This is a genomic window from Micromonospora sp. WMMD998, assembly GCF_029581235.1.
In the GTDB taxonomy this organism is placed as follows: Bacteria; Actinomycetota; Actinomycetes; order Mycobacteriales; family Micromonosporaceae; genus Micromonospora.
This window is the reverse complement of sequence record NZ_CP120740.1, coordinates 6,490,296-6,511,447: the sequence shown is the minus strand read 5'-3', so window position 1 is coordinate 6,511,447 and position 21,152 is coordinate 6,490,296. Positions and strand designations below refer to the sequence as shown.

The 21,152-nt window shown below is 73.5% G+C and carries 19 protein-coding genes; 10 read left to right on the top strand and 9 right to left on the bottom strand.

Annotated elements, in window-relative coordinates; translation table 11 throughout:
* Positions 1-27: 27 nt before the first annotated feature.
* Genes O7619_RS29645 through O7619_RS29635 form a run of 3 tightly spaced genes read right to left on the bottom strand, consistent with a single transcriptional unit; the run spans position 28 to position 2,101 of the window.
* Positions 28-336, bottom strand: coding sequence for a cupin (locus O7619_RS29645; protein WP_282284799.1), 309 nt, complete (start codon positions 334-336; stop codon positions 28-30).
* Positions 333-1,283 carry an LLM class F420-dependent oxidoreductase gene (locus O7619_RS29640; protein ID WP_282284797.1) on the bottom strand — a complete coding sequence of 317 codons (951 nt, stop codon included), beginning with the start codon at positions 1,281-1,283 and terminating at the stop codon, positions 333-335. Before O7619_RS29640 ends, O7619_RS29645 begins: the two co-directional genes overlap by 4 nt.
* 2 nt (positions 1,284-1,285) lie before the next feature.
* Entirely contained in the window at positions 1,286-2,101 is an 816-nt protein-coding gene (locus tag O7619_RS29635; protein WP_282284795.1) for an ABC transporter ATP-binding protein, read from the bottom strand.
* Positions 2,102-2,388: 287 nt separating this feature from the next.
* On the opposite strand from O7619_RS29635, the gene O7619_RS29630 reads away from it, so the two are divergent.
* Together O7619_RS29630 and O7619_RS29625 are read left to right on the top strand one after the other, a co-directional pair.
* The gene (locus O7619_RS29630) at positions 2,389-3,417 is read left to right on the top strand and encodes an ABC transporter substrate-binding protein (protein ID WP_282284794.1); all 1,029 of its coding nucleotides are present in this window, start codon (positions 2,389-2,391) and stop codon (positions 3,415-3,417) included.
* A 153-nt stretch (positions 3,418-3,570) separates the two neighbouring features.
* Positions 3,571-4,359, top strand: coding sequence for an ABC transporter permease (locus O7619_RS29625; protein ID WP_282288991.1), 789 nt, complete (start codon positions 3,571-3,573; stop codon positions 4,357-4,359).
* 51 nt (positions 4,360-4,410) lie between these two features.
* On the opposite strand, the gene O7619_RS29620 is transcribed toward O7619_RS29625, so the two are convergent.
* Complete coding sequence (locus O7619_RS29620; protein ID WP_282284793.1) at positions 4,411-5,592, bottom strand: ABC transporter substrate-binding protein; 1,182 nt, start codon at positions 5,590-5,592, stop codon at positions 4,411-4,413.
* A 449-nt stretch (positions 5,593-6,041) separates the two neighbouring features.
* Here O7619_RS29620 and O7619_RS29615 point away from each other — a divergent pair, with 449 nt between their 5' ends.
* The 4 genes from O7619_RS29615 to O7619_RS29600 all read left to right on the top strand — a co-directional run bounded on the left by O7619_RS29615 (position 6,042) and on the right by O7619_RS29600 (position 10,525).
* On the top strand, positions 6,042-9,098 hold the full coding sequence (locus O7619_RS29615) for a sensor histidine kinase (RefSeq protein WP_282284792.1): 3,057 nt from the start codon (positions 6,042-6,044) through the stop codon (positions 9,096-9,098).
* Complete coding sequence (locus O7619_RS29610; RefSeq protein WP_089155226.1) at positions 9,095-9,502, top strand: roadblock/LC7 domain-containing protein; 408 nt, start codon at positions 9,095-9,097, stop codon at positions 9,500-9,502. Before O7619_RS29615 ends, O7619_RS29610 begins: the two co-directional genes overlap by 4 nt.
* Before the next feature lie 62 nt (positions 9,503-9,564).
* Complete coding sequence (locus O7619_RS29605; RefSeq protein ID WP_091065900.1) at positions 9,565-9,927, top strand: DUF742 domain-containing protein; 363 nt, start codon at positions 9,565-9,567, stop codon at positions 9,925-9,927.
* A complete protein-coding gene (locus O7619_RS29600; RefSeq protein ID WP_282284791.1) occupies positions 9,908-10,525 on the top strand; it encodes an ATP/GTP-binding protein in 618 nt (205 codons plus the stop codon). Before O7619_RS29605 ends, O7619_RS29600 begins: the two co-directional genes overlap by 20 nt.
* 9 nt (positions 10,526-10,534) lie before the next feature.
* On the opposite strand, the gene O7619_RS29595 is transcribed toward O7619_RS29600, so the two are convergent.
* The 5 genes from O7619_RS29595 to O7619_RS29575 are packed head-to-tail and all read right to left on the bottom strand — an operon-like array spanning position 10,535 to position 18,109.
* Complete coding sequence (locus O7619_RS29595) at positions 10,535-11,623, bottom strand: uroporphyrinogen-III synthase (RefSeq protein WP_282284789.1); 1,089 nt, start codon at positions 11,621-11,623, stop codon at positions 10,535-10,537.
* A complete protein-coding gene (gene nirD / locus O7619_RS29590; protein WP_282284787.1) occupies positions 11,624-11,971 on the bottom strand; it encodes a nitrite reductase small subunit NirD in 348 nt (115 codons plus the stop codon).
* The gene (gene nirB, locus O7619_RS29585) at positions 11,968-14,499 is read right to left on the bottom strand and encodes a nitrite reductase large subunit NirB (protein WP_282284786.1); all 2,532 of its coding nucleotides are present in this window, start codon (positions 14,497-14,499) and stop codon (positions 11,968-11,970) included. Before nirB ends, nirD begins: the two co-directional genes overlap by 4 nt.
* Positions 14,496-16,004, bottom strand: a complete 1,509-nt coding sequence (locus O7619_RS29580; protein WP_282284785.1) for an FAD-dependent oxidoreductase — start codon at positions 16,002-16,004, stop codon at positions 14,496-14,498. Before O7619_RS29580 ends, nirB begins: the two co-directional genes overlap by 4 nt.
* On the bottom strand, positions 16,001-18,109 hold the full coding sequence (locus O7619_RS29575; RefSeq protein ID WP_282284784.1) for a molybdopterin oxidoreductase family protein: 2,109 nt from the start codon (positions 18,107-18,109) through the stop codon (positions 16,001-16,003). The genes O7619_RS29580 and O7619_RS29575 overlap by 4 nt, the downstream gene beginning before the upstream one ends.
* A gap of 146 nt (positions 18,110-18,255) precedes the next feature.
* Between O7619_RS29575 and O7619_RS29570 the strand changes: the two genes are divergently transcribed.
* The 4 genes from O7619_RS29570 to O7619_RS29555 all read left to right on the top strand — a co-directional run bounded on the left by O7619_RS29570 (position 18,256) and on the right by O7619_RS29555 (position 21,066).
* Positions 18,256-18,957, top strand: coding sequence for a class I SAM-dependent methyltransferase (locus O7619_RS29570; RefSeq protein WP_282284783.1), 702 nt, complete (start codon positions 18,256-18,258; stop codon positions 18,955-18,957).
* Between the two features lie 60 nt (positions 18,958-19,017).
* The gene (locus tag O7619_RS29565) at positions 19,018-19,278 is read left to right on the top strand and encodes a DUF6364 family protein (RefSeq protein ID WP_281590081.1); all 261 of its coding nucleotides are present in this window, start codon (positions 19,018-19,020) and stop codon (positions 19,276-19,278) included.
* Positions 19,268-19,561 carry a hypothetical protein gene (locus O7619_RS29560; protein WP_282284780.1) on the top strand — a complete coding sequence of 98 codons (294 nt, stop codon included), beginning with the start codon at positions 19,268-19,270 and terminating at the stop codon, positions 19,559-19,561. The genes O7619_RS29565 and O7619_RS29560 overlap by 11 nt, the downstream gene beginning before the upstream one ends.
* 122 nt (positions 19,562-19,683) lie before the next feature.
* Positions 19,684-21,066 carry a nitrate/nitrite transporter gene (locus tag O7619_RS29555; protein WP_282284779.1) on the top strand — a complete coding sequence of 461 codons (1,383 nt, stop codon included), beginning with the start codon at positions 19,684-19,686 and terminating at the stop codon, positions 21,064-21,066.
* The last annotated feature ends 86 nt before the right edge of the window (positions 21,067-21,152 follow it).

The window sequence follows — 21,152 nt, the reverse complement described above, 5'->3', positions numbered from 1 at the left end:
GCGGCGCGCTGAACCGCGTCGGCGTGGCTACTTCAATTCGACCAGTCGGGCGAGGTAGGTGGTGTCGCCGACGTTCGTCAACATGTGCACGGCCCCCGGGTCGCGGTAGACCACCCCGCCGGTGGGCTCGTCGGCGTCGATCGTGGTGCCGTCGACCGTCTGCACCACGTTCTTCGCGCCCTCGATCGCCACCACCAGGTAGGGGTGGTCGTGGCGGTGCAGCGGCTGGCGTTCGCCCGGCTCCAGCCGGATGTGCCAGACGCGGACCCGGTCGTTCTCGTAGACGATCTCCTGGCCCACCGGGCCGAGTTCGAGGTCGGTGGAGAGTTCGCTCATCGCGTTCCGTCCAGTTGGGGGAGCACCTCGGCGGCGATCAGCTCCACGTGGTCGAGGTCGTCGAAGTCGATCAGCCGCAGGTGCGCCCGGGTCGTCCCGACCGCGGCGAACTCGCCGAGCCGGTCGACGAGTTGGGCGGGGGAGCCGACCACCGGGTCCTCCGGCGGGAGGGCGCTCGTGACGTGCAGCGGCGCGGCCCGCCGTCGTGCCTCGGCGTCGGTGCGCCCGATGGCCACGACGATGCCGGCGGAGAGCGTCAGCGGCGCGCGTCCGGACGCGCCGCGCCCGAAGCGGTCGCACGCCTCGCGAACCCGCTCGTACGCGGCGGCCGTCTCCCCGACGCTCTTGAACGGCATGTTGAACTCGTCGGCGTACCGGGCGGCCAGCTCGGGGGTGCGCTTCGGGCCCCGGCCACCGACGATCACCGGCGGGCCGGGTTGCTGCACCGGCTTGGGCAGCGCGGGCGCGTCGGTCAGCCGGTAGTGGTCGCCGCTGAAGTCGTACGTCTCGCCGGGCGGGGTGCGCCACAACCCGGTGACGATCTCCAGTTGCTCGGCCAGCCGGTCGAACCGCTCGCCGACGGGCGGGAACGGGATGCCGTACGCGGTGTGCTCCCGCTCGAACCAGCCGGCGCCGATGCCCAGCTCGACCCGGCCGCCGCTCATCCGGTCGACCTGGGCGACCATGACGGCCAGTGGCCCGGGGAGGCGGAAGGTGGCGGAGCTGACGAGCGTGCCGAGGCGGATCCGGGTGGTCTCCCGGGCCAGCGCGGCGAGCGTCAACCAGGCGTCGGTGGGGCCGGGCAGCGCCGGCTCGTCCCCCATGGCCCGGTAGTGGTCGGCGCGGAAGAAGCCCTCGAAGCCGGTCTCCTCGACCAGCCGAGCGAACCGGAGCTGGTCGTCGTAGTCCGCTCCGCGGTGGGGTTCGGTGAAGACCGAGACCCGCATGCTCACCGTCCTCCCGCCGCCGCGGCCCGCGACGGCGTGTCGGTCGACGCGGGTACGCCGGGGGCGTCCCGCTCCATCAGGAGTTCGTGCAGCTCGGCGCTGATCCGCGCCACGTCGGCCAGGTGCGCGTGCCGGCCCAGGGTGCGGGGCCGGGGCACGGCCACCTCGACCACCTGGCGGATCCGGCCGGGACGCGGGCTGAGCACGACGACGCGGTCGGCGAGCAGCACCGCCTCGTCGATCGAGTGGGTGACGAAGACGATTGTCGCCTTCGTGTCCATGTGCACCCGCTGGAGCTCGCCGGAGAGTTCCTCCCGCGTGAGCGCGTCGAGCGCGGAGAACGGCTCGTCCATCAGCATCACCCGGGGGGAGCCGATCAGCGAGCGGCAGAGCGAGACGCGCTGCTGCATGCCGCCGGAGAGCTCGTGCGGCAGGCGCTTCTCGAAGCCGCCCAGCCCGGCCATCTCCAGCAGCTCGCGGGCGCGGTCGCGGTGCTTCGCCCGGCTCCAGCCGAAGATCTCCACCGGCAGCAGGACGTTGTCGAGCACCGAGCGCCAGGGCAGCAGCGCCGGGCGTTGGAACAGCATGGCGACGTCCTGGCGCGGCTTCGTGATCGGCGTGCCGGCGACGGTGATCTGACCGGCGGTGGCCGGCAGCAGGCCGGCGATCATGCGCAGCAGGGTGGACTTCCCGCAGCCGGAGCGGCCGAGGACGGCGACGAACTCGCCGTCGGCGACGTCGAGGTCGATGCCGCGCAGCGCCTCCACCCGGCCGGATCGGCCGTCGAAGGTGCGGGACACCCCGGACAGTCGGATCATCTCCCGCCGGCTCCCTTCCACCGTCGTCGCGATCACGAGCCCGGCCAGCCTAGCGGGAACCGTGCTTATAGCACCGTCCGGGGTGGACGTCACTCCGCTTCCCGTCACTCCACTTCGTTTCCTTTCCGCAACCCGGACGGTTGTGGCGCGTCATCAGCCTTCTCGTACGCTGTTGCGCGCGAAGAGTCCCCTCGCGACGGTCCAGTCGGTCGATCCCCCTGCCGACCCCGTCGGACCCACGACCCGACCGGCGTAGATGTCCTGGTCGGAAAGGACATGGTGTACTGATGAGAAGGTTGACCCGTACGGTCGCCGCCGCGGCGCTGGCGACCGCCCTCGCCCTCGTGGGCGGCTGCAGCAGCGACTCGGACTCCTCCGACGGCGGCAGCGGCAACGGCGGGGCGCTGGAGAAGGTGACCTACCTCACCTCGTTCGGTAACTTCGGCCGTGACTCCTACGCCTGGGTGGCGAAGGACAAGGGCTTCTTCAAGGAGGCCGGCTTCGACGTCGACATCAAGCCGGGCCAGGGCACCGGTTCCGTCATCCAGACAATCACCGGCGGCCAGGCCGACTTCGGTCCGATCGACCTGACCGGTGGCATCCTCCAGCTCGGCAACGGCGACGCCAAGGACTTCGTCGCGGTGGCGGCGATCCAGCAGCGCACCATGGCCGCCATCGTCTCGGTCGAGGGCAAGAACATCGCCACCCCGAAGGACCTCGAGGGCAAGAAGCTCGCCGACACCCCGACCTCCGTCGTGCGCAACCTCTTCCCCACGTACGCCCGGCTGGCCGGCATCGACGGCAGCAAGGTGACCTGGGTCAACGGTGACGCGCAGGGCCTGATCGGCCTGCTCGCCGCCGGTTCGGTGGACGGTATCGGCCAGTTCGTCGTCGGCCAGCCCACGGTCGAGACGGTGGCGAAGAAGAAGCCGGTCGTCCTGCCCTACAGCAACGTGATGCAGGACCTCTACGGCAACGCGCTGATCACCTCCAGCAAGATCGCCAAGGAGAAGCCGGAGATGGTGAAGAAGTTCACCGCCGCGCTGCTCAAGGGCCTGGAGTACGCGCTGGAGCACCCGGACGAGGCGGGCGAGATCCTGAAGAAGAACGTGCCGGCCGCCATCCCGGCCGCCGCCTCCGCCGAGCTGAAGCTGATGGCCGCGTACGTCCGGTCGAGCAACTCGGGCACCGCGATCGGCACGCTCGACAGCGGCCGGGTGGCCAAGAGCATCGCGCTGCTCCAGGGCGCGGGCGCACTCAAGCAGAACCTCACCCCCGACCAGATCATCAACTTCGACCTCGCGCCGAAGGCCTGACCGGTCGGCTCGGGCACGGGGGTGCGACCGGCCGGACCTCCGGCGGGTCGCACCCCCTTCGCGTGCCGGTCGTCCGACCGGCCGGAGAAGGAGGACACGTTGACGCAGTTGACCGAGGCCCGGCCCGGCGCGCCGGAGGAGCCGGCCCCGGCGGTGGGCGTCCGGCGCGGCCGGGTCGTCCGTCCGGCCGTGGTCGGGTTGCCGGCGCTCGGGCTGGTCATCGCGGTGGCCGTCTGGTGGCTTGTCACGTCCGTGCTGCACCTGGTGCACCCGGCCGCGTTGCCGCCGCCGCAGGCGGTGGCCCGTTCGCTTGCGGACACCACCGACGTGCTGCTGCCCGCCCTGGGGTTCACCACCTGGATGACCCTGTCCGGCTTCCTGCTCTCGTCGATCGTCGGCGTGCTGATCGGGATGGCGCTGGCCGCGTCCCGCCGGGTGGAGCGGATGTTCGCGCCGCTGCTGGTGGCGGTGAACGCGGTTCCGAAGATCGCTTTCGGCCCGCTGCTCGTGGTGGCTGTGGGCTTCGGCCAGAAGCCCATCCTGACCATGGTGTTCCTGCTCTGCTTCTTCCCGATCGTGCTCTCCACCGCCACCGGGCTGACCACCACCCCGGCCGACCTGGCGGAGCTGGGCCGGTCGCTCAACGCCTCCTGGTGGCAGTCGTTCCGCAAGGTGCGCCTGCCGGCCGCGCTGCCGCAGATCTTCGTCGGCCTCAAGGTGTCCATGCCGCTGGCCGCGATCGGCGCGGTGATCGGGGAGTTCTATTCGGACCGGCCCGGCCTGGGCTACCAGATCCTCCAGTACAACGGTGTCGGCGACACCGCGACCGCCTGGGCGGCCATCATGCTCGTGGCACTGATGAGCATCGTGCTCTACGCGGCCCTGAGCGCGATCGAGCGGCTCGCTCTGCCCTGGGTGCGGGCCACCACCTCCGCGCGCTGAGCCCGGCCGGTGTGGCCCCGGCGTGCCCCGGGGCCACACCCGCCGCCGTGACTACCCGGCCAACCGCCAACGACCGCCCCGCGCGACCAACGTCGTCAACGCCTGCGGCATCAGCCCCGAGTGGTTGTCCGGCGTCATCCGGATCGGCCCGGAGAGGCCGTCGAGCTGCGCCGTCTCCAGCAGGTCACGCAGCGCGTCCCGGTTGATCTCGCCGGCCTTCCCGCCGGCGCGCTGCTCGGCGTCGGCGATCAACTGGATCGCGTCCGCGGCGAACGAGGAGAAGCCGTTGTAGCCGCCCCACCTGGCGGTGTAGTCCTGGAACCACTGCCGCCGGGCCGCCTTGGCCGGGGTGGTGGCGATGACGTCGTCGATCACCATCGTCTGCGTGAAGATCAACGTGGCCTGCTCGGTGGAGCGGGCCGACGGGCCGAGGAACAGGTCACCGGCGGCCGAGGCGTCGAAGAACAGCGACCCGTCGAACTTGTCCTGCCGGGCGGTCGTGGCGGCGAGCGTCGCCTGCTCCGGGGGCGTCCAGAGGATCAGGGCCTGTGGCTTGCGGTCGGTCAGCTCGTCGATCTGCGTGCTCACCTCGGTGTCGGTGGGCCGCACCGACTCGGCGGCCACCAGCCGCACCGTGGTCTTGTCGAACTCGCGACGCAGCGCGGTGAGCCCCTCCTGGCCGTACCCGTCGGCGCTGTGCAGCACCGCCACCTTCCGGATGCCGCGCCGGGTCAGTTCGGTGGTGAGGGCGGCTGCGCTGTCGACCGCGTTCGGGGCCAGCTTGAAGACGTACCGCCGCTGGTCCACCGGTTCGGTGACGGCGCCGGCGGCGGCGAGCGCGATGGTCGGAATGCGCTTGTCGTTGATCGTGCGGGCCGCGCCGACCGCGCATTCGTTGCAGCCACCCATGATGACGGCGCTCACCTGTGAGTCGCCGCTGAAATCGTTGATGTTCCGCAGGGACTCGGCCGCGTCCGAGCGGTTGTCCTTGATCCTCAGCTCGATCTTCCGGCCGCCCAGCGCGCCGGAGGCGTTCAGCTCGTCCTTCTTCAGTTCCAGAGCCCTTTGGTACACCTTGCCGATCGGCGCGGAGGCGCCGGAGAGTTCGAGGTCGGCGGCGATGACGATCGGGCTGGTGTCCTGCGGTTCCTCGCCGATCCCGCAGCCGGTGAGCGTGGTGGCCAGCACGGCCGATGCGAGCACCGCGATGCTCGCGGAGCGGATGGGGCTCAACTCAGTCCTCCAGGGTGCGACACGGGCCGGCGCCCGATCACCGCCGCTTGTCCGTCCTCAGTGGAGGAACGGGATTGGTGTGCCGTACGGTGTGCGCGAAGCCTGCAAAACCTTGCCAATGCCGGGCCCTGCGGTCAAGCCGAGGATGCGGGATGCCGTTTCGGGACGCTCATCCCACATGGTGGGGACACGAAACGTTAACTGACAATTACTGCCCAGATACACGTGGCCACTCTGGAGTGACATCCCCAGTTCAGAGGGTTGAAGAAAAGAAGGTATTAGGTGACCGGATCACGGGTTGAGCCGCCCTCGACCGATTCCTGCCTCACCGCGGCTTCCCAAAAAGGATCTCGTCTGATGAAATCGCGGCCGTGCCGCGCGTGGCGGTGGCCGCTGCATCAGGCACGGGTCAGCGGGTCGCACGTGGAAGAAACGACGGAGGCGATGTCGTGAGCACCCGACCGACGACCCTGCCCGGGAGCCCAAACGCCGAACAGCCGAACCGGCGACGGCGCCTGCCCAGGCTGCGTGACGCGCGGATCCGCTCCAAACTCGCCCTCATCCTCGTCGTCCCGGTCGCCGCTGTCATCGCACTGGCAACAATCCGACTCATCGCGGTGGGTCAGGGCGCGTACGACGCGGACCAGGTCCGCGCGCTGACCGCGGTGTCGGTCGATGTCTCGGCGCTCGCCCAGGACCTGCACAAGGAACGCATGGCGGCGTCCGCCTTCCTCGTCGACCCGAACCAGAAGCCGGACGCCTACAACCTGCGGGTGCGACAGACCGACGAGCGGATCGCGGCGTACCGGGAGGAGCGCGGCACGCTCGGCGACCTGCCGGCCGCGGTCCGGGACCGGCTCAAGGTGATCGACGACCACCTGGAGACGCTCAACGGCACCCGCCAGGAGGTGCTCGACCGGGCGCAGATGCCGGTGGCCGAGGCGAGCCTGCGCTACGGCATCGTCCTCGACGACCTGGTGGCGTACGGCGACACGCTGGCCCAGCTACCCGGTGCGGAGGGCCTCGCCGACGCCCGCCGCGCGGTGGCCGCGTTCGCCCACGCCAAGGCCGAGGTGGCGGAGGAGCAGGCGGTCGCCTTCACCGCGCTCGCCGCCAGCAAGCGGATCGACGAGGAGCAGTTCTCCTCCTTCGTGGCCACGCTCACCGGCCAGCAGGAGGCGTTGCTCTCCTTCTCCCGGGCCGCCGCCCCGGACCAGCGGGCCCTGGTCGACCGCACGGTCTCCGGCGACGCGGTCCAGCTCGCCGACCGGATGGCTGGCGACCTGACCCGGTCGGTCGGGAAGGCCGCGCTCGTCGACCGGGACGAGGTGTCCGTCGCCATCGGCGCGGTCGACGACCTGATGCGGTGGGCCGAGATCCAGCTCCTGGACGAGCTGCTCGCCGACGCCGACGCGGCGCGCAGCGACGTGATCCGGCAGGCCGTCGTGGAGAGCCTGCTCGTGCTGCTCACCCTGGCGGTCGCCGTGACGCTCGCGGTGGTGCTGGCCCGCTCGCTCAACGACTCGCTGCGCCGGCTGCGTGAGGGCGCGCTCGCCGTGGCCAACCACGACCTGCCGGACGCGGTGAGCCGGCTGCAGAACGTCAACGCCATCGGCGACGGCGGCGTGGACGAGATCGTCCAGCAGGTGCGGGACCCGATCAAGCTGACCAACCGCGACGAGGTCGGTCAGGTGGCGGTGGCCTTCAACGTGGTCCACCGGGAGGCGGTCCGGGTGGCGGCCGAGCAGGCCGCGCTGCGTACCAGCGTCTCGGCGATGTTCCTCAACCTGGCCCGCCGCTCGCAGAACCTGGTCGACCGGATGATCGGTGAGCTGGACGCGATCGAGCGCGGCGAGGAGGACCCGAAGCGGCTGGCCCAGCTCTTCGAGCTGGACCACCTGGCCACCCGGATGCGCCGCAACGACGAGAACCTGCTGGTCCTGGCCGGTGCGGACTCGGCCGTGCCGCGTCGCGACGACGCGCTCCTGGTCGACGTGCTGCGCGCCGCCCAGTCCGAGGTGGAGCTCTACAACCGGATCGAGTTCGGCACCGTCGACACCGACATCTCGGTCGCCGCGCACGCCGTCAACGACGTGGTCCGGCTGGTCGCGGAGCTGCTCGACAACGCCAGCCGGTTCTCGCCGCCGAACACGGTGGTGGTGGCCGACGGCCGGCGGATCCGCGACTACGTGCTGATCCAGGTCGAGGACCGCGGGCTCGGACTCACCGACGACCAGCTCGACTCGCTCAACCGGCGGCTGGCCGCGCCGCCGACGGTCGACGTGGCCGCGTTCCGGCTGATGGGCCTGGCCGTGGTCAGCCGGCTCGCCTCCCGCTACGGCATCCGGGTCGAGCTGCGCCGCAACGTCGAGGGCGGCACCGTGGCCCAGGTCACCCTGCCCAACTCGACGGTGGTGCTGCCGGCCAACCGGGGGCAGGCCCCGCTGACCCGGCCGCGTCAGCCGCTGGCCGTCGAACCGTCGCCGCTCAGCCAGGTCGGCGCCGCCGACACGCTGGCCGGAGCCGGCCGGGGCGGCACCGCCACGCTGGCCGAGCAGTGGCGCGACGTGCACACCCCACAGCCCGCCCGCTGGCAGGCGCCCGCCGAGGTGCGGGACAACACCCCCGGTGTCCAGCTCGGCGGGGCGGCCGGCACGCTGCCCACCGTGACCGCTGCCGCGCCGGGCACCGCCGCGCCCGCGCCGGTCTCGGGCGCCGGTTGGTCGGCGGGCGGTCCGACGGTCGCCTACCCGGCTGTCGATCCGCTGCCCAAGCGGACGCCGGGCAGTGAGAGCACGCCGTCCGGCCTTTCGGCCCCGCCGGCCTACCAGCCGCTCGCCGCGCCGCCGGCGGTCGAGACCACCCCGGCGGCGCCGGTGATGGCCCGGCCGGACCGGCCGGCCGAGGCACCGATATTCCGGGAGATGGAGGCGGTCTGGTTCCGCTCGCACGGAGAGGACGAGACCACCATCTTCACCCGGCCCCGGTTCGACGAGCCGCCGCCCGCGCCGGCGCAACCCGCCGCGTCGGCACGGCCACCGCTGCCCACCCGCACCCCGGGTGCCCAGGCGTCCGGGCTGACCACACCGGCGGCGTACAGCTCGCCCGCGGTGCCGTTCGCGTCGCCCGCCGCGCCGCCGCCCGCGCCGGCGAACCCGGTGTCGCCCCCGCCCGCGCCGACGCCCACCCCGGAGCCGGCCCCGGAGCCGGCCGGGGCGCCTGTCGACGCCGACGCCTGGCGGACCGCGGCGGACGAGGGCTGGAACCGGGCCAGCCGGGCCGCGGAGCCCACCACCGGCGGCACCACCCGTTCGGGCCTGCCCAAGCGGGTGCCGCAGGCGCAGCTCGTGCCCGGCGGGATCGAACCGAAGAGTGGCCGCGACCGCAGCCGGCGCAGCCCGGACGAAGTGCGGGGCCTGCTCTCCGCCTACCACCGTGGCGTCCAGCGGGGCCGCTCCGCCGGCACCGACCTGAACAGCACCTCGACCAAGGAGACGAACCGATGAACAGGCCGGCGGCCATGCAGGACATGGGTTGGTTGCTCACCAACTTCGCCGACAGCGTGGCGGGAATCGCCCACGTGGTGGCGGTTTCCGCGGACGGGTTGCTCCTCGCCTCCTCCCGGGACCTGCCCCAGGACCGCGCCGACCAGCTCGCCGCGATCACCTCCGGCGTGGTCAGCCTCACCGAGGGCGCGGCGCGGATGTTCAGCGCCGGCGGGGTGTTGCAGACCGTGATCGAGATGGACAGCGGATACCTCTTCCTGATGTCCATCAGCGACGGCTCGTCGATGGCCGTGCTCGCGGCGCGTAGCTGCGACGTCGGCCAGGTGGGCTACGAGATGGCGCTGCTCGTGGAACGGGTCGGCCAGGCGCTGGTGCCGCTGCCGAGGGACGCCGTCCGGTCCTGACCGGCCGTTGACCTGGGGATCCGGGGCCGGTCCGGCTCCGTACGAGGGGAGGTGATCGCGAGATGGAACCGCGACGTGATCCGCGCGGCGCGCTGGTGCGACCGTACGCGGTCACCCGGGGCCGCACCGAGCCGTTGCAGAACATCGCGCTCGAGGCGGTGCTGTCGAGCACGGCCACCCAGTCCGCCGAGGCGCGCTTCGCCGGGCACGACAAGTACCGCATCTCCTCGGTCTGTGAAGGCCGGGCACAGTCGCTGGCGGAGATCGCCGCTTACACCCGGATGCCGCTGGGCGTCACCCGGGTGCTGGTCGCCGACATGGTGGCCGAGGGCCTGCTGACGCTACACAGCGCCGCTCCCGCGACAGGGTTCGCGGCGCGGATGAACCTGCTTGGAAGGGTGCTAAGTGGACTTCGCGAACTATGACCCCGACGGGGCGAACCGCGGCCGGGAGATCATCTCCGCGAAGATCGTGATCGCGGGTGGCTTCGGGGTGGGCAAGACCACCCTGGTCGGGGCGATCTCCGAGATCCAGCCGCTGACCACCGAGGCGTTGATGACCGCTGCCGGCGTGGGCATCGACGACCCGTCGAAGGTGCCGGGCAAGGAGACCACCACGGTCGCCATGGACTTCGGCCGGATCACCATGGCCGAGGACCTGATCCTCTACCTCTTCGGCACGCCGGGACAGACCCGTTTCTGGTTCATGTGGGACGAGATCATCCGGGGCGCGGTGGGCGCGGCGGTGCTTGTGGACACGCGTCGAATCACCGACGCGTTCGCGCCGCTGGACTACTTCGAGAACCGCAAGCTGCCGTACGTGGTGGCGCTGAACCGGTTCGACGACGCGCCGCACTACGAGCTGGAGGAGATCCGGGAGGCGCTCGCGATCCCGCTGGACGTGCCGCTGGTGATGTGCGACGCGCGGCGGCGGGACTCGGTCAAGCAGGTGCTGGTGACCGTGGTGGAGCACGCCATGCTCCGGCTCCAGGCGGAGCACGGCTACGCGACCTCGGTGGGCTGAGCCGGGCGTTCAGTCCACCCGCAGGCGGTAGCCGCGCTTCACCACGGTCTGCACCACCCGGGGGGCCTTCAGCCCCACCCGCAGCCGGGCGACCGCCATCTCGACCGCGTGCTCGTCCGCACCGCGCGGCAGCGTCCGCAGCAGCGCGGTGCGGGAGAGCACCTTCCCCGGAGACGCCGCCAGGGCCCGCAGCACGGCCATCGGCGCCGGCGCCAACTGGCGTAGCTCCCCGTCCACCACCGCGGCGTGACCGCGCAGCGTGAGCACGTGCCCGGCGGCCTTCACCGAGATCGTCCGGCGGGGCAGCTCCTCGACGATCGTCCGGACCAACGCGCCGAGCCGGGCCCGGCTCGGCGCGCTCACCGGCACCCCCCGCCGCACCAGCGGCTCGGCGGTGACCGTGCCGACGCACCCGGCCAGCACGTCGCCGCGCAGCGCCTCCAGCACCGTCTCGGTGCGGTCCCCGGCCGCCCGCAGCAGCGCCTCGGCCGCCGGGGCGGAGGTGAACGTGACCGCGTCGACGAGCCGCCCGGCGACCAGGTCGATGAGCCGGTGCAGCGGCGCCGGGTCGGCCGGCGGCGCCCACCGGTAGACCGGCACCTCGATCACCGTGGCCCCGGCCGCGACAAGCGCCTCGGTGCACTCCGGCTGCCGGTCGCCGTGCAGTTGGAGCGCCACCACCTGACCGGCGATGCCACGCCGGACCAGGTGCTCGACCACCTCCTCACAGCTCTCCGAGCTGGGGGACCAGTGCTCACGCAGGCCGGCGGCGCGGATCGCCCCGGTCGCCTTCGGCCCCCGCGACACCACGTACGCGCGGGCGATCGTGGCGCGCAGCGGCTCGGCCAGCCCCCAGCCCTCCGCCGCCTCCAGCCAGCCCCGCATCCCGATGCCGGTGTTGGCCATCAGCACGTCCGGCGGGTGCTCCAGGCAGGCCCGGGTCGCCTCACGCAGGTCGCTGTCGTCGGCCAGCGGCACGATCCGCAGCGCCGGGGCGAGCACCACCCGGGCGCCACGTCGCTGGAACAGGGCGGCCAGTTCGTCGCGCCGCCGGTCCGCGGTGACCCCGATGGTGAAGCCCGCCAGTTCGTCCCGCATTCACTCCTCCTGCCGCAGCCGCACCTCGACCAGGCCGTCCCGGCAGCGCACCCGGTGCCGCCGCAGCGTCACCCCGGGAAGGTCCAGGCAGCGGCCGGTGGTGAGGTCGTAGACCTGTTTGTGCAGAGGGGAGGCGAGCGTCGGCACGCCGCCCCGGCTGCCCACCAGTCCCCGCGACATCACGTACGCGCCGCCGACCGGGTCGAGGTTGTCCACCGCGAACAGCCCGGCGGCCGTCCGGAAGAGCGCGACCTGCACCCCGTCCACAAGGGCGGCGGCGCCCCGGTCGAGGTCGAGCCGGTCCAGCGGGCAGACCGGGGTCCAGCGCAGCGTCGCGGCCGGGCTCATCGCCGTACCTCCGGCAGGCCCAGCGCGACCGGCTGCCGGCGGTGCCCGGAGCCAGGTGGCGCCCCGCGGGCCGGCACCGGCTGGCCCCGTTCCACGGCGAAGGTGATGGACGGGTCCGGCACGTCCGGGGCGTTGACGAAGGAGGTGAAGCGGCGCAGCCGCTCCGGGTCCTCAAGCACGTCCCGCCACTCGTCGGAGTAGGCGGCGACGTGCCGGGCCATGGCCGCGTCGAGGTCGGCGCAGAGCCCGAGCGAGTCCTCCACGATCACCGACCGGAGGTGGTCGAGGCCGCCGTCCATGGCCTCGATCCAGGCGGCCGTGCGCTGCAACCGGTCGGCGGTGCGGACGTAGTACATCAGGAACCTGTCGATCACCGTGATCAGCGCCTCGGTCGACAGGTCCGTGGCGAACAGGTCGGCGTGCCGGGGCCGGAAACCGCCGTTGCCGCCGACGTACAGGTTCCATCCGGTCTCGGTGGCGATGACGCCGAAGTCCTTGCCGCGGGCCTCGGCGCACTCCCGGGCGCAGCCGGAGACCGCGGACTTCAGCTTGTGCGGCGCGCGCAGGCCGCGATAGCGCAGCTCCAGCGCGACCGCCAGCCCGACCGCGTCCTGCACCCCGTACCGGCACCAGGTGTCGCCGACGCAGGACTTCACCGTGCGCAGCGCCTTGCCGTACGCGTGACCCGACTCGAAGCCGGCGTCGACGAGCCGGCGCCAGATCTGCGGCAACTGGTCCACCCGCGCGCCGAACAGGTCGATCCGCTGCCCGCCGGTGATCTTGGTGTAGAGCCGGAAGTCCCGGGCCACCTCGCCGATCACGATCAGCTTCTCCGGGGTGATCTCCCCGCCGGGTATCCGGGGCACCACCGAGTAGCTGCCGTCGCGTTGCAGGTTCGCCAGGAAGTGGTCGTTGGTGTCCTGGAGCGACGCCTGCTCGCCGTCGAGCACGTGGCCGCTGCCGAGGGAGGCGAGGATCGACGCCACCACCGGCTTGCAGATGTCGCAACCCCGCCCGCGCCCGTGCTCGGCGACCAGGCGGGAGAAGGTGCGGATGCCCCGGACCCGGATCAGGTCGAACAGCTCCTGCCGGCTGAGGTCGAAATGCTCGCACAGCGCGGTGGACTGCCGCACCCCGGCGGCGTCCAGCAACTGCTTCAGCATCGGCACGCAGGAGCCGCAACTCGTGCCGGCCCGGGTGCACGCCTTCAACGCCGGCACGTCGGTCGCCCCGCCGGCGATCGCCGCGTCCAGGTCCGCCCGGGTCACCGCGTTGCAGGAGCAGACCTGGGCGGCGGCCGGCAACGCGCCCGCTCCGGCGCCCGGACCGGCGGCCGGGGCGAGCAGCGCCAGCGGGGGAGCGGGCAACGGCCCGCCGACGCTCGCCCGCAACGTCGGGTACGCGCTCGCGTCCCCGACCAGCACGCCACCGAGCAGCGTCCGCGCGTCGTCGGAGAGGACCAGCTTCGCGTACGAGCGGGTGGCCGGATCGGTGTACGTCACGTCGAGGCAGCCGGCGGTGACGCCGTGGGCGTCGCCGAACGAGGCCACGTCCACGCCGAGCAGCTTGAGCTTGGTCGCGGTGTCCGCGCCCGGGAAGGTGGCCGTCCCACCGAGCAGCCGGTCGGCGACCACCTCGGCGGTCGCGTACCCGGGCGCGACCAGGCCGTGACACGTGCCGTCCACCGCCGCGCACTCGCCGACCGCCCAGATGCGTTCGTCGGCGCTGCGGCAGGCCGCGTCCACGAGCACCCCGCCGCGCGGGCCCAGCGGCAACCCGGCCGCCCGCGCCAACTCGTCCCGGGGCCGGATCCCGGCCGCCACCACGACCAGCTCCGCGTCGACCGTGCGACCGTCGGCGAGGTCGAGCGCCGCCACCGTGCCGTCCGGGCCGGGCCGCAACGCCGTGGTGGCCACCCCGAGGTACGGCGTGACGCCCAACTCCTCCACGTACCGGCGGAGCATCGCCCCGCCCGCGTCGTCCACCTGCACCGGCATCAGCCGGGGCGCGAACTCCACCACACTCGTCGCGAGCCCGAGCAGGCGCAGCGCGTTGGCCGCCTCCAGGCCGAGCAGCCCGCCGCCGATCACCGCGCCGGTCCGCCGGTCCCGGGCGTGCGCCCGGATCGCGGCCAGGTCGTCCAGGGTCCGGTAGACGAAGACGCCCGGCAGGTCGGCGCCGTCGACCGGCGGGACGAACGGGTACGACCCGGTGGCCAGCACCAGCGCGTCGTACGGGTGCTCCCCGGCCGCCGTGGTCACCACCCGCCGCACCCGGTCGATGCCGGTGGCCGGCTCGCCCAGCCGCAGCTCCACCCCGTCGTCGGGGGTGTGCAGGCTCAGCTCCTCGGCGCTCACCCCGTCGAAGACGGCCGAGAGCCGCACCCGGTCGTACGCCGGGCGTCGCTCCTCGGCGAGCACCGTGACCCGCCATCGCCCGTCCCGGTCGCGGGCGCGCAGCGCCTCGACGAACCGTTGCCCGACCATGCCGTTGCCGACGACGACCACCCTGCTGACCGGTTCGGTCATGACGCCACCTCCACCGCTTCGCGCTCCGTCCTCGCGCCTCGTTCGCCCGCGCCCGCGGGCGGGTCCGCCTCGGCCAGCCAGCCGGCGATGCCGGCGACCGCGTCCCGGCAACTGCCGCAGCCGGTGGCGGCCCGGGTCGCCGCGGACAGCGCCGCCGCGGACCGGGCGCCGGCCCGCCAGCACGCCACGAGCGCACCCTTGGTCACGTCGTTGCACCGGCACACGGTGGCCGCGTCGGGCATCAGCGCCGGGGAGGCGGTCGGCTCGGCCACCGCGCCGACCGCCCGGCCGAGCAGCAGCGAACGCCGGTCCGCCGGCACCGGCGCGCCCCGGTCGAACAGTTGCACGACGGTGCCGACGGCCGGGTTGTCGCCGAGCAGGATCGCGCCGGTCAGTCGCTCGTCGCGGATCCGCAGCCGGGCGTAGGTGCCCCGGGCCGGGTCGGTGAACGTCAACTCCTCCACCGCACCGCCCCCGGCCGGCGGGCCGGGGGCGTCCCGGCCGCTCCCGGCCATGTCGCCCATCGCGGCCAGGTCGATGCCGGCCGCCTTGAGCCGGGTCACCACCGGCCGGGGTCGGTAGCGGACCAGCGGTCCGGCCCCGGTCAGCACGTCCGCCACCACCCGTGCCTGGGCCCAGGCCGGCGCGACCAGCCCGGTCAGCGTCCCGCCGTGCTGGGCGCAGTCGCCGATCGCCGAGATCCGCCGGTCGCTGGTGCGCATCCGGTCGTCCACCACCACGCCCCGGTCCACGGCGAGCCCGGCCGCCCGGGCCAGCGCGGTGTCGGGGCGTACGCCGCAGCAGAGGACCAGCAGGTCGGCCGCGAGCGGCGCACCGGCGTCCAGGTGCAGCCGGACGCCGTCGGCGTCGGCGGTCACCCCGGTCGCGGTCACGCCGAGCCGGACCCGGACGCCCAGCCCGGCGAGAGTGCCGGCGAGAACCGTGCCGGCGGCCGGGTCGAGCTGCCGGTCCATCAGGTGCCCGACCGGGTGGACCACGGTCACGTCGAGGCCCCGGGCGGCGAGGCCACGGGCCGCCTCCAGCCCGAGCAGCCCGCCGCCGAGCACCAGGGCGCGGCCCGCGTCCCGGGCGGCGGCGAGGATCCGCCGGCAGTCGGCCAGGGTGCGGAACGGGATCACCCGGGCGGGCAACGGGTCGAGCCCGGGCAGCGGCGGCACCACGGCCCGGCTGCCGGTGGCGAGCACCAGGTGGTCGTAGCCGTGCCGACCGCCGTCGGCGGTGCGTACCTCCCGGGCGTCCCGGTCGATGGCGGTGACCGGCGTGCCGGTCCGCACGTCGACGGCCGGGCCGACGGCCTCGACCAGCTCCACGTCCGGTTCGTCGATCTTCCCGGCCAGCAGCGTGGAGAGCATGATCCGGTTGTACGCGCGGTGCGGCTCCGCCCCGAGCACGGTGATCCGCCGGTCGCCGCCGCGCGCGTGCAGCTCGGCGACGAGCCGGGCGCCGGCCATGCCGTATCCGACGACGACGGTCCGCCCGGTCATGCCCGCTCCACCCGGACCGCGCAGATCTTGAACTCGGGCATCCCGGAGACCGGGTCGAGGGCGTCGTTGGTGACCGAGTTGGCCCGCGCCGCGCCGGGCCAGTGGAACGGCGCGAAGACGGTGTCCGGCCGGATCGCCGGGCTGAGCCGGGCCGGCGCGCGCAGCTCGCCCCGGCGGGAGACCACCCGCACCGGCGTCCCCTCGGTCACGCCGAGCCGGGCGGCCAGGTCGGGGTGCACCTCGACGAAGCCCTCCGGCGCGGCCCGGCGCAGCGCGGCGACCCGTCGGGTCTGCGCGCCGGACTGGTAGTGCGCCAGCACCCGGCCGGTGGTGAAGTGCAGCGGGTAGTCGGCGCAGACCGGCTCGGCGGCCGGGCGGTGGGTCACCGGGTGGAACCGGGCCCGGCCGTCCGGGGTGGGGAACCGGTCGGCGAAGAGGCGGGGACGGTCCGGGCCGTCCGGGTCCGGGCAGGGCCAGAACACGCCGGTGTCGGCGTCGATCCGGTCCCAGGTGATCCCGGCGTAGTCGGCCGGGCCACCGGCCGAGGCCCGCCGCAGCTCCTCGAACACCTCCCGCGGGTCGGTCGGCAACGGCGCGTCGTCGGTCAGCCGGGCGGCGAGCCCGGCGAGGATCTCCAGGTCGGTCCGGACCCCACCGGGCGGTACGCGGACCGCGCGCCGGCGCAGCACCCGACCCTCCAGGTTGGTCATCGTGCCGTCCTCCTCGGCCCACTGGGTGACCGGCAGCACCACGTCGGCCAGCTCGGCGGTCTCCGAGCGGAGGAAGTCGGCGACCACGAGCAGGTCCAGGTCGCGCAACCGGGACTCGATCCGGGCGGCCCGGGGCGCGGAGACGACCGGGTTCGAGCCGAAGACCAGCAGCGCCTTCGGCCCGGACGGGGTGCCGAGCGAGTCGAGCAACTGGTAGGCCGGCACCCCGGGCCCGGGCAGCGTCGCCGGGTCGACCCCCCACACCCGGGCCACGTGCTCCCGGGCCGCCGGGTCGTCGATCCGCCGGTAGCCGGGGAGCTGGTCGGCCTTCTGCCCGTGCTCCCGTCCGCCCTGCCCGTTGCCCTGCCCGGTCAGGCAGCCGTAGCCGGAGCCGGGGCGGCCGGGCAGGCCCAGGGCGAGCGCCAGGTTGACGAAGGCGGTGACGGTGTCCACGCCCTTGGCGTGCTGCTCGGCGCCCCGGGCGGTGAGGATGATCGCCCGGTCCGCGCCGGCGAGCGCGCGGGCGGCGTCCTCCAGATCGGCCACCGGCACCCCGGAGAGGCGTTCCACCTCCGCCGGCCAGTAGCCGGCCACGGTGCGCCGGACCTCGTCGAACCCGGTGGTCCGCGCCGCCACGTACGCGCGGTCCAGCCAGCCCTCGGTGAGCGCGATGTGCAGCAGCGCGTTGGCCACCGCCAGGTCGGTGCCGGGCAGCGGTTGCAGGTGCAGGTCGGCCTGGCGGGCGGTGGCGGTGGCCCGGGGGTCGACCACGATCAGCCGGCCGCCGCGTTCCCGCTGGTCGGTGACGTGGCGCATCAGCGGCGGCATGGTTTCGGCCGGGTTCGCGCCGACGAGCATCAGCGTGTCCGCCCGGCCCAGGTCGGCGAGCGGGAACGGCAGCCCCCGGTCGACGCCGAAGGCCCGGTTGCCGGCCGCGGCGGCCGACGACATGCACCAGCGTCCGTTGTAGTCGATGTGCCGGGTGCGCAGCGACACGCGGGCGAACCGGCCCAGCGCGTACGCCTTCTCGTTCGTCAGCCCGCCGCCGCCGAAGACCGCGACCGCGTCCGGTCCGTGTTGGTCGGTGACCGTCCGCAGCCCGGTGGCGATCCGGTCCAGCGCCTCGTCCCAGCTCGCCGGGCGCAGCTCGCCGCCGGCCCGGTCGCGCAGCAGCGGCGTGGTGAGCCGGTCCGGGTGGTCGAGCAGCTCGGCGGCGGTCCAGCCCTTCTGGCACAGCCCGCCCCGGTTGGTGGGGAAGTCCCGGGGAGCGACCTCGACGCCGTCGCCGGTCGCGCGCAGCAGCATGCCGCACTGCAACGCGCAGTACGGGCAGTGCGTGGCCGCCTCCCGGGGGCGTACCCCGGATTGTGTCGCCACGTGCGCACCGTCTGTCATGTCGGAAAAGCGTGCCGCCGGGCGGTTTCCGGCCCGGGTCCCTTCTGTTTCGGTCCTGTCAAGAGCGCCTCACACCGCACGTGCGTGACGGAACGGACGGCGAGGTTTAGAATGTGAGAAAGTCGTCTCATACTGCGGGAGGCCGGATGAGTGTGACGGATGCGTTCGACGCCGTGGCCGGCAGTTACGACCAGGCCCGACGTCGACTGGTGCCCTGCTTCGACGCCTTCTACGGCACCGCGGTCGAGGTGGCCGCACCGCCGCTGCGGGCGGCGCTCGCGGCCGGGCGTACCCCCGAGGTGCTGGACCTGGGCGCGGGCACCGGCCTGCTCTCCCTGCTGCTGACCGCCGCCATCCCCGGCGTGCGGCTGACGCTCGTGGACGGCGCGCCCGGCATGCTGGCCGTGGCCACCGGCCACCTGTCCGCGCGCGGCGTGCCGCACCGCACGGTCCACGCCGACCTGGCCGACCCGCTGCCCGCCGGCCGCTACGACGCGGTGGTCTCCGCGCTCGCCATCCACCACCTCGACGACGACGGCAAGCGGGCGCTCTACCGGCGCTCGGCCGCGGCGCTGGCGCCCGGCGGTGTGTTCGTCAACGCCGAGCAGGTGGCCGGGCCGACACCGGCGCTCGACCGGCGCTACGACGAGGTGTGGACGGCGCGGATCACCGAGCTGGGCTCCGACGCCGAGGAGATCGCCGCCTCCCGGGAGCGGATGCGGCACGACCGGCCCGCCACGGTCGCCGACCAGTGCCGCTGGCTGGGTGAGGCCGGGCTGACCGACGTGGACTGCTTCTTCAAGGAGTGGCGTTTCGCCGTCTTCGGCGGCCGTGCGCCGGATGTCTGATTTCTCGCCGCGTCGCCGGAGGGATGACTACTGGTCATACCGCTGGGTAGTCTGCTCGGCATGACCGCCAAGGTGACACTGTCGTTCTCCGACGAGACGATCGAGGAAGCGCGCCGGTTCGCCAAGCGGGAAGGGCTCTCCCTCTCCGCCTGGATGGACCAGGCCGCCCGGGAGAAGGCGCTGCGCGAGGTGTTCACCGCGCACGCCGCCGCGGTCGGCCGCGCCGGCCTGGACCTGGAGGCCGACGCCCTGGCCGACGACCAGGAGGCCGCCATGGTCGACGACGCCCTGTTCCGTGGCGGTCGCCCGCGTGCTGCGTAGGGGAGAGATCTGGCGCATCTCCGGCGCCCGGGACCGGTTCGGCCTGATCATCAGCTCCGACGTCTACAACTCCACCGCGGTGCCGATCGTGATGGTGGCGGAGGTGGTCGACGAGTCGTTGCTGCGCGACTCGCCGCTGGCCGTACGCATGGGTGGCTTCGTGGTGATGCCCGACCGGCTCTCCTCGCCGATGAAGAAGTGGTTCACCGAGTGCGTGGACGTGGCGGACACCGAGACCATGCAGCGGGTCGGGCGCGCGCTGCGGATCCTCCAGGAGCTGTGACCGCCTCACCGCCGCCGTCCGGCGGACGTGCGATCTCCGTATCCGTGCCGACGCGCACGGGGCACCGGACGGAAACCGCCGGTTCCTAGCGTCCCCCTCGTCACCGACGAGGAGGAGTCGCCGTGAGCACGCTCGCTTCAGCCACCACAGCCACCACCCCGGCCCCGGTCGCCACCGACCGGTCGGGACGGATCACCGAATGGCGTCCGGAGGACCCGGCGTTCTGGGCCGCCGGCGGCGCCCGGATCGCCCGCCGCAACCTGTACGTGTCGATCTTCGCCGAGCACGTCGGCTTCTCCGTGTGGAGCCTCTGGTCGGTGACGGTGCTCTTCCTCGGCCCGGCGTACGGCATCGACCCGGCCGGGAAATTCCTGCTCACCGCCGTGCCGGCCGCGCTGGGCGCGGTGCTGCGACTGCCCTACACGCTCGCGGTGGCCCGCTTCGGGGGCCGGAACTGGACCATCGTCAGCGTGTTGCTGCTGCTGGTGCCGGCGGTGCCGATGACGGTGCTGATCGAGCCCGGGGTGTCGTACACCACGCTCATGGTGCTGGCCTGCCTGTCCGGCGTGGGCGGCGGCAACTTCGCCTCCTCGATGGCGAACATCAACCTGTTCTTCCCGGAGCGGCTCAAGGGGCGGGCGCTGGGGCTCAACGCCGGCGGCGGCAACCTCGGCGTGCCGGCGGTGCAGCTCGTCGGGCTGGCGGTGCTGGCCACCGCGGGGGCCGCGTACCCCCGGCTCGTGCCGGCCGTCTACCTGCCGCTGATCGTGCTCGCCGCGCTGGCCGCGGCGCGCTGGCTGGACAACGTGCCGGGGGCGCGCAACGAGCCGGGGGCGCTGCGCGAGGCCGCCCGCGACCCGCACACCTGGGTGATGTCGCTGCTCTACGTCGGCACGTTCGGCTCGTTCATCGGCTTCGGCTTCGCCTTCGGCCAGGTGCTCCAGCTCCAGTTCCACGACCGGTTCCCCACCCCGGTCGACGCCGCCTGGCTGACCTTCCTCGGTCCGCTCGTCGGCTCGCTGGTCCGGCCGTTCGGGGGTCAGCTCGCCGACCGGCTCGGCGGAGCCCGGGTCACGTTCTGGAACTTCGTCGCGATGGCCGGCGGGGCCGGGCTGGTGCTCTACGCCGCCCGTGAGCACTCCTTCCCGCTCTATCTGGTCGGCTTCCTGGCGCTGTTCGTGTTCTCCGGGATCGGCAACGGCTCGACGTACAAGATGATCCCGGCGATCTTCCGGGCCCGGGCCACCGCCGAGGCCGAGCTGACCGGGGACCGGGAGGCGGCGCAGCGGCGGGCCCGGCGGCTCGCCGGCGCGTTGATCGGCATCGCCGGCGCGGTCGGCGCGTCCGGCGGGGTGCTGGTGAACGTGGCGTTCCGGCAGTCGTTCCTGACCTCCGGCACCGCCGACGCCGCCTATCTGGCCTTCATCGGCTGGTATGCGCTCTGCTTCCTGGTGACCTGGGCGGTCTACCTGCGGCCGGGGCCGCGTACGCTGGTCGGCGTGTGACCCGCGCCATGGGCGCACGCCGGGCCACCCCGTTTTGACCAGCCGCCGGCCGGCCGGGTATCGTTGCCTGCTGTTGTACGACATTC

Excerpts from the sequence above, each read along its gene's own strand:
- O7619_RS29630 (WP_282284794.1), top strand. The coding sequence starts at position 2,389 with ATGAGAAGGTTGACCCGTACGGTCGCCGCCGCGGCGCTGGCGACCGCC.
- O7619_RS29605 (WP_091065900.1), top strand. The coding sequence starts at position 9,565 with ATGGAACCGCGACGTGATCCGCGCGGCGCGCTGGTGCGACCGTACGCG.
- O7619_RS29645 (WP_282284799.1), bottom strand. The coding sequence starts at position 336 with ATGAGCGAACTCTCCACCGACCTCGAACTCGGCCCGGTGGGCCAGGAG.
- nirD (WP_282284787.1), bottom strand. The coding sequence starts at position 11,971 with ATGAGCCCGGCCGCGACGCTGCGCTGGACCCCGGTCTGCCCGCTGGAC.
- O7619_RS29595 (WP_282284789.1), bottom strand. The coding sequence starts at position 11,623 with ATGCGGGACGAACTGGCGGGCTTCACCATCGGGGTCACCGCGGACCGG.
- O7619_RS29610 (WP_089155226.1), top strand. The coding sequence starts at position 9,095 with ATGAACAGGCCGGCGGCCATGCAGGACATGGGTTGGTTGCTCACCAAC.
- O7619_RS29580 (WP_282284785.1), bottom strand. The coding sequence starts at position 16,004 with ATGACCGGGCGGACCGTCGTCGTCGGATACGGCATGGCCGGCGCCCGG.
- O7619_RS29575 (WP_282284784.1), bottom strand. The coding sequence starts at position 18,109 with ATGACAGACGGTGCGCACGTGGCGACACAATCCGGGGTACGCCCCCGG.
- O7619_RS29635 (WP_282284795.1), bottom strand. The coding sequence starts at position 2,101 with ATGATCCGACTGTCCGGGGTGTCCCGCACCTTCGACGGCCGATCCGGC.
- O7619_RS29570 (WP_282284783.1), top strand. The coding sequence starts at position 18,256 with ATGAGTGTGACGGATGCGTTCGACGCCGTGGCCGGCAGTTACGACCAG.
- O7619_RS29640 (WP_282284797.1), bottom strand. The coding sequence starts at position 1,283 with ATGCGGGTCTCGGTCTTCACCGAACCCCACCGCGGAGCGGACTACGAC.
- nirB (WP_282284786.1), bottom strand. The coding sequence starts at position 14,499 with ATGACCGAACCGGTCAGCAGGGTGGTCGTCGTCGGCAACGGCATGGTC.
- O7619_RS29565 (WP_281590081.1), top strand. The coding sequence starts at position 19,018 with ATGACCGCCAAGGTGACACTGTCGTTCTCCGACGAGACGATCGAGGAA.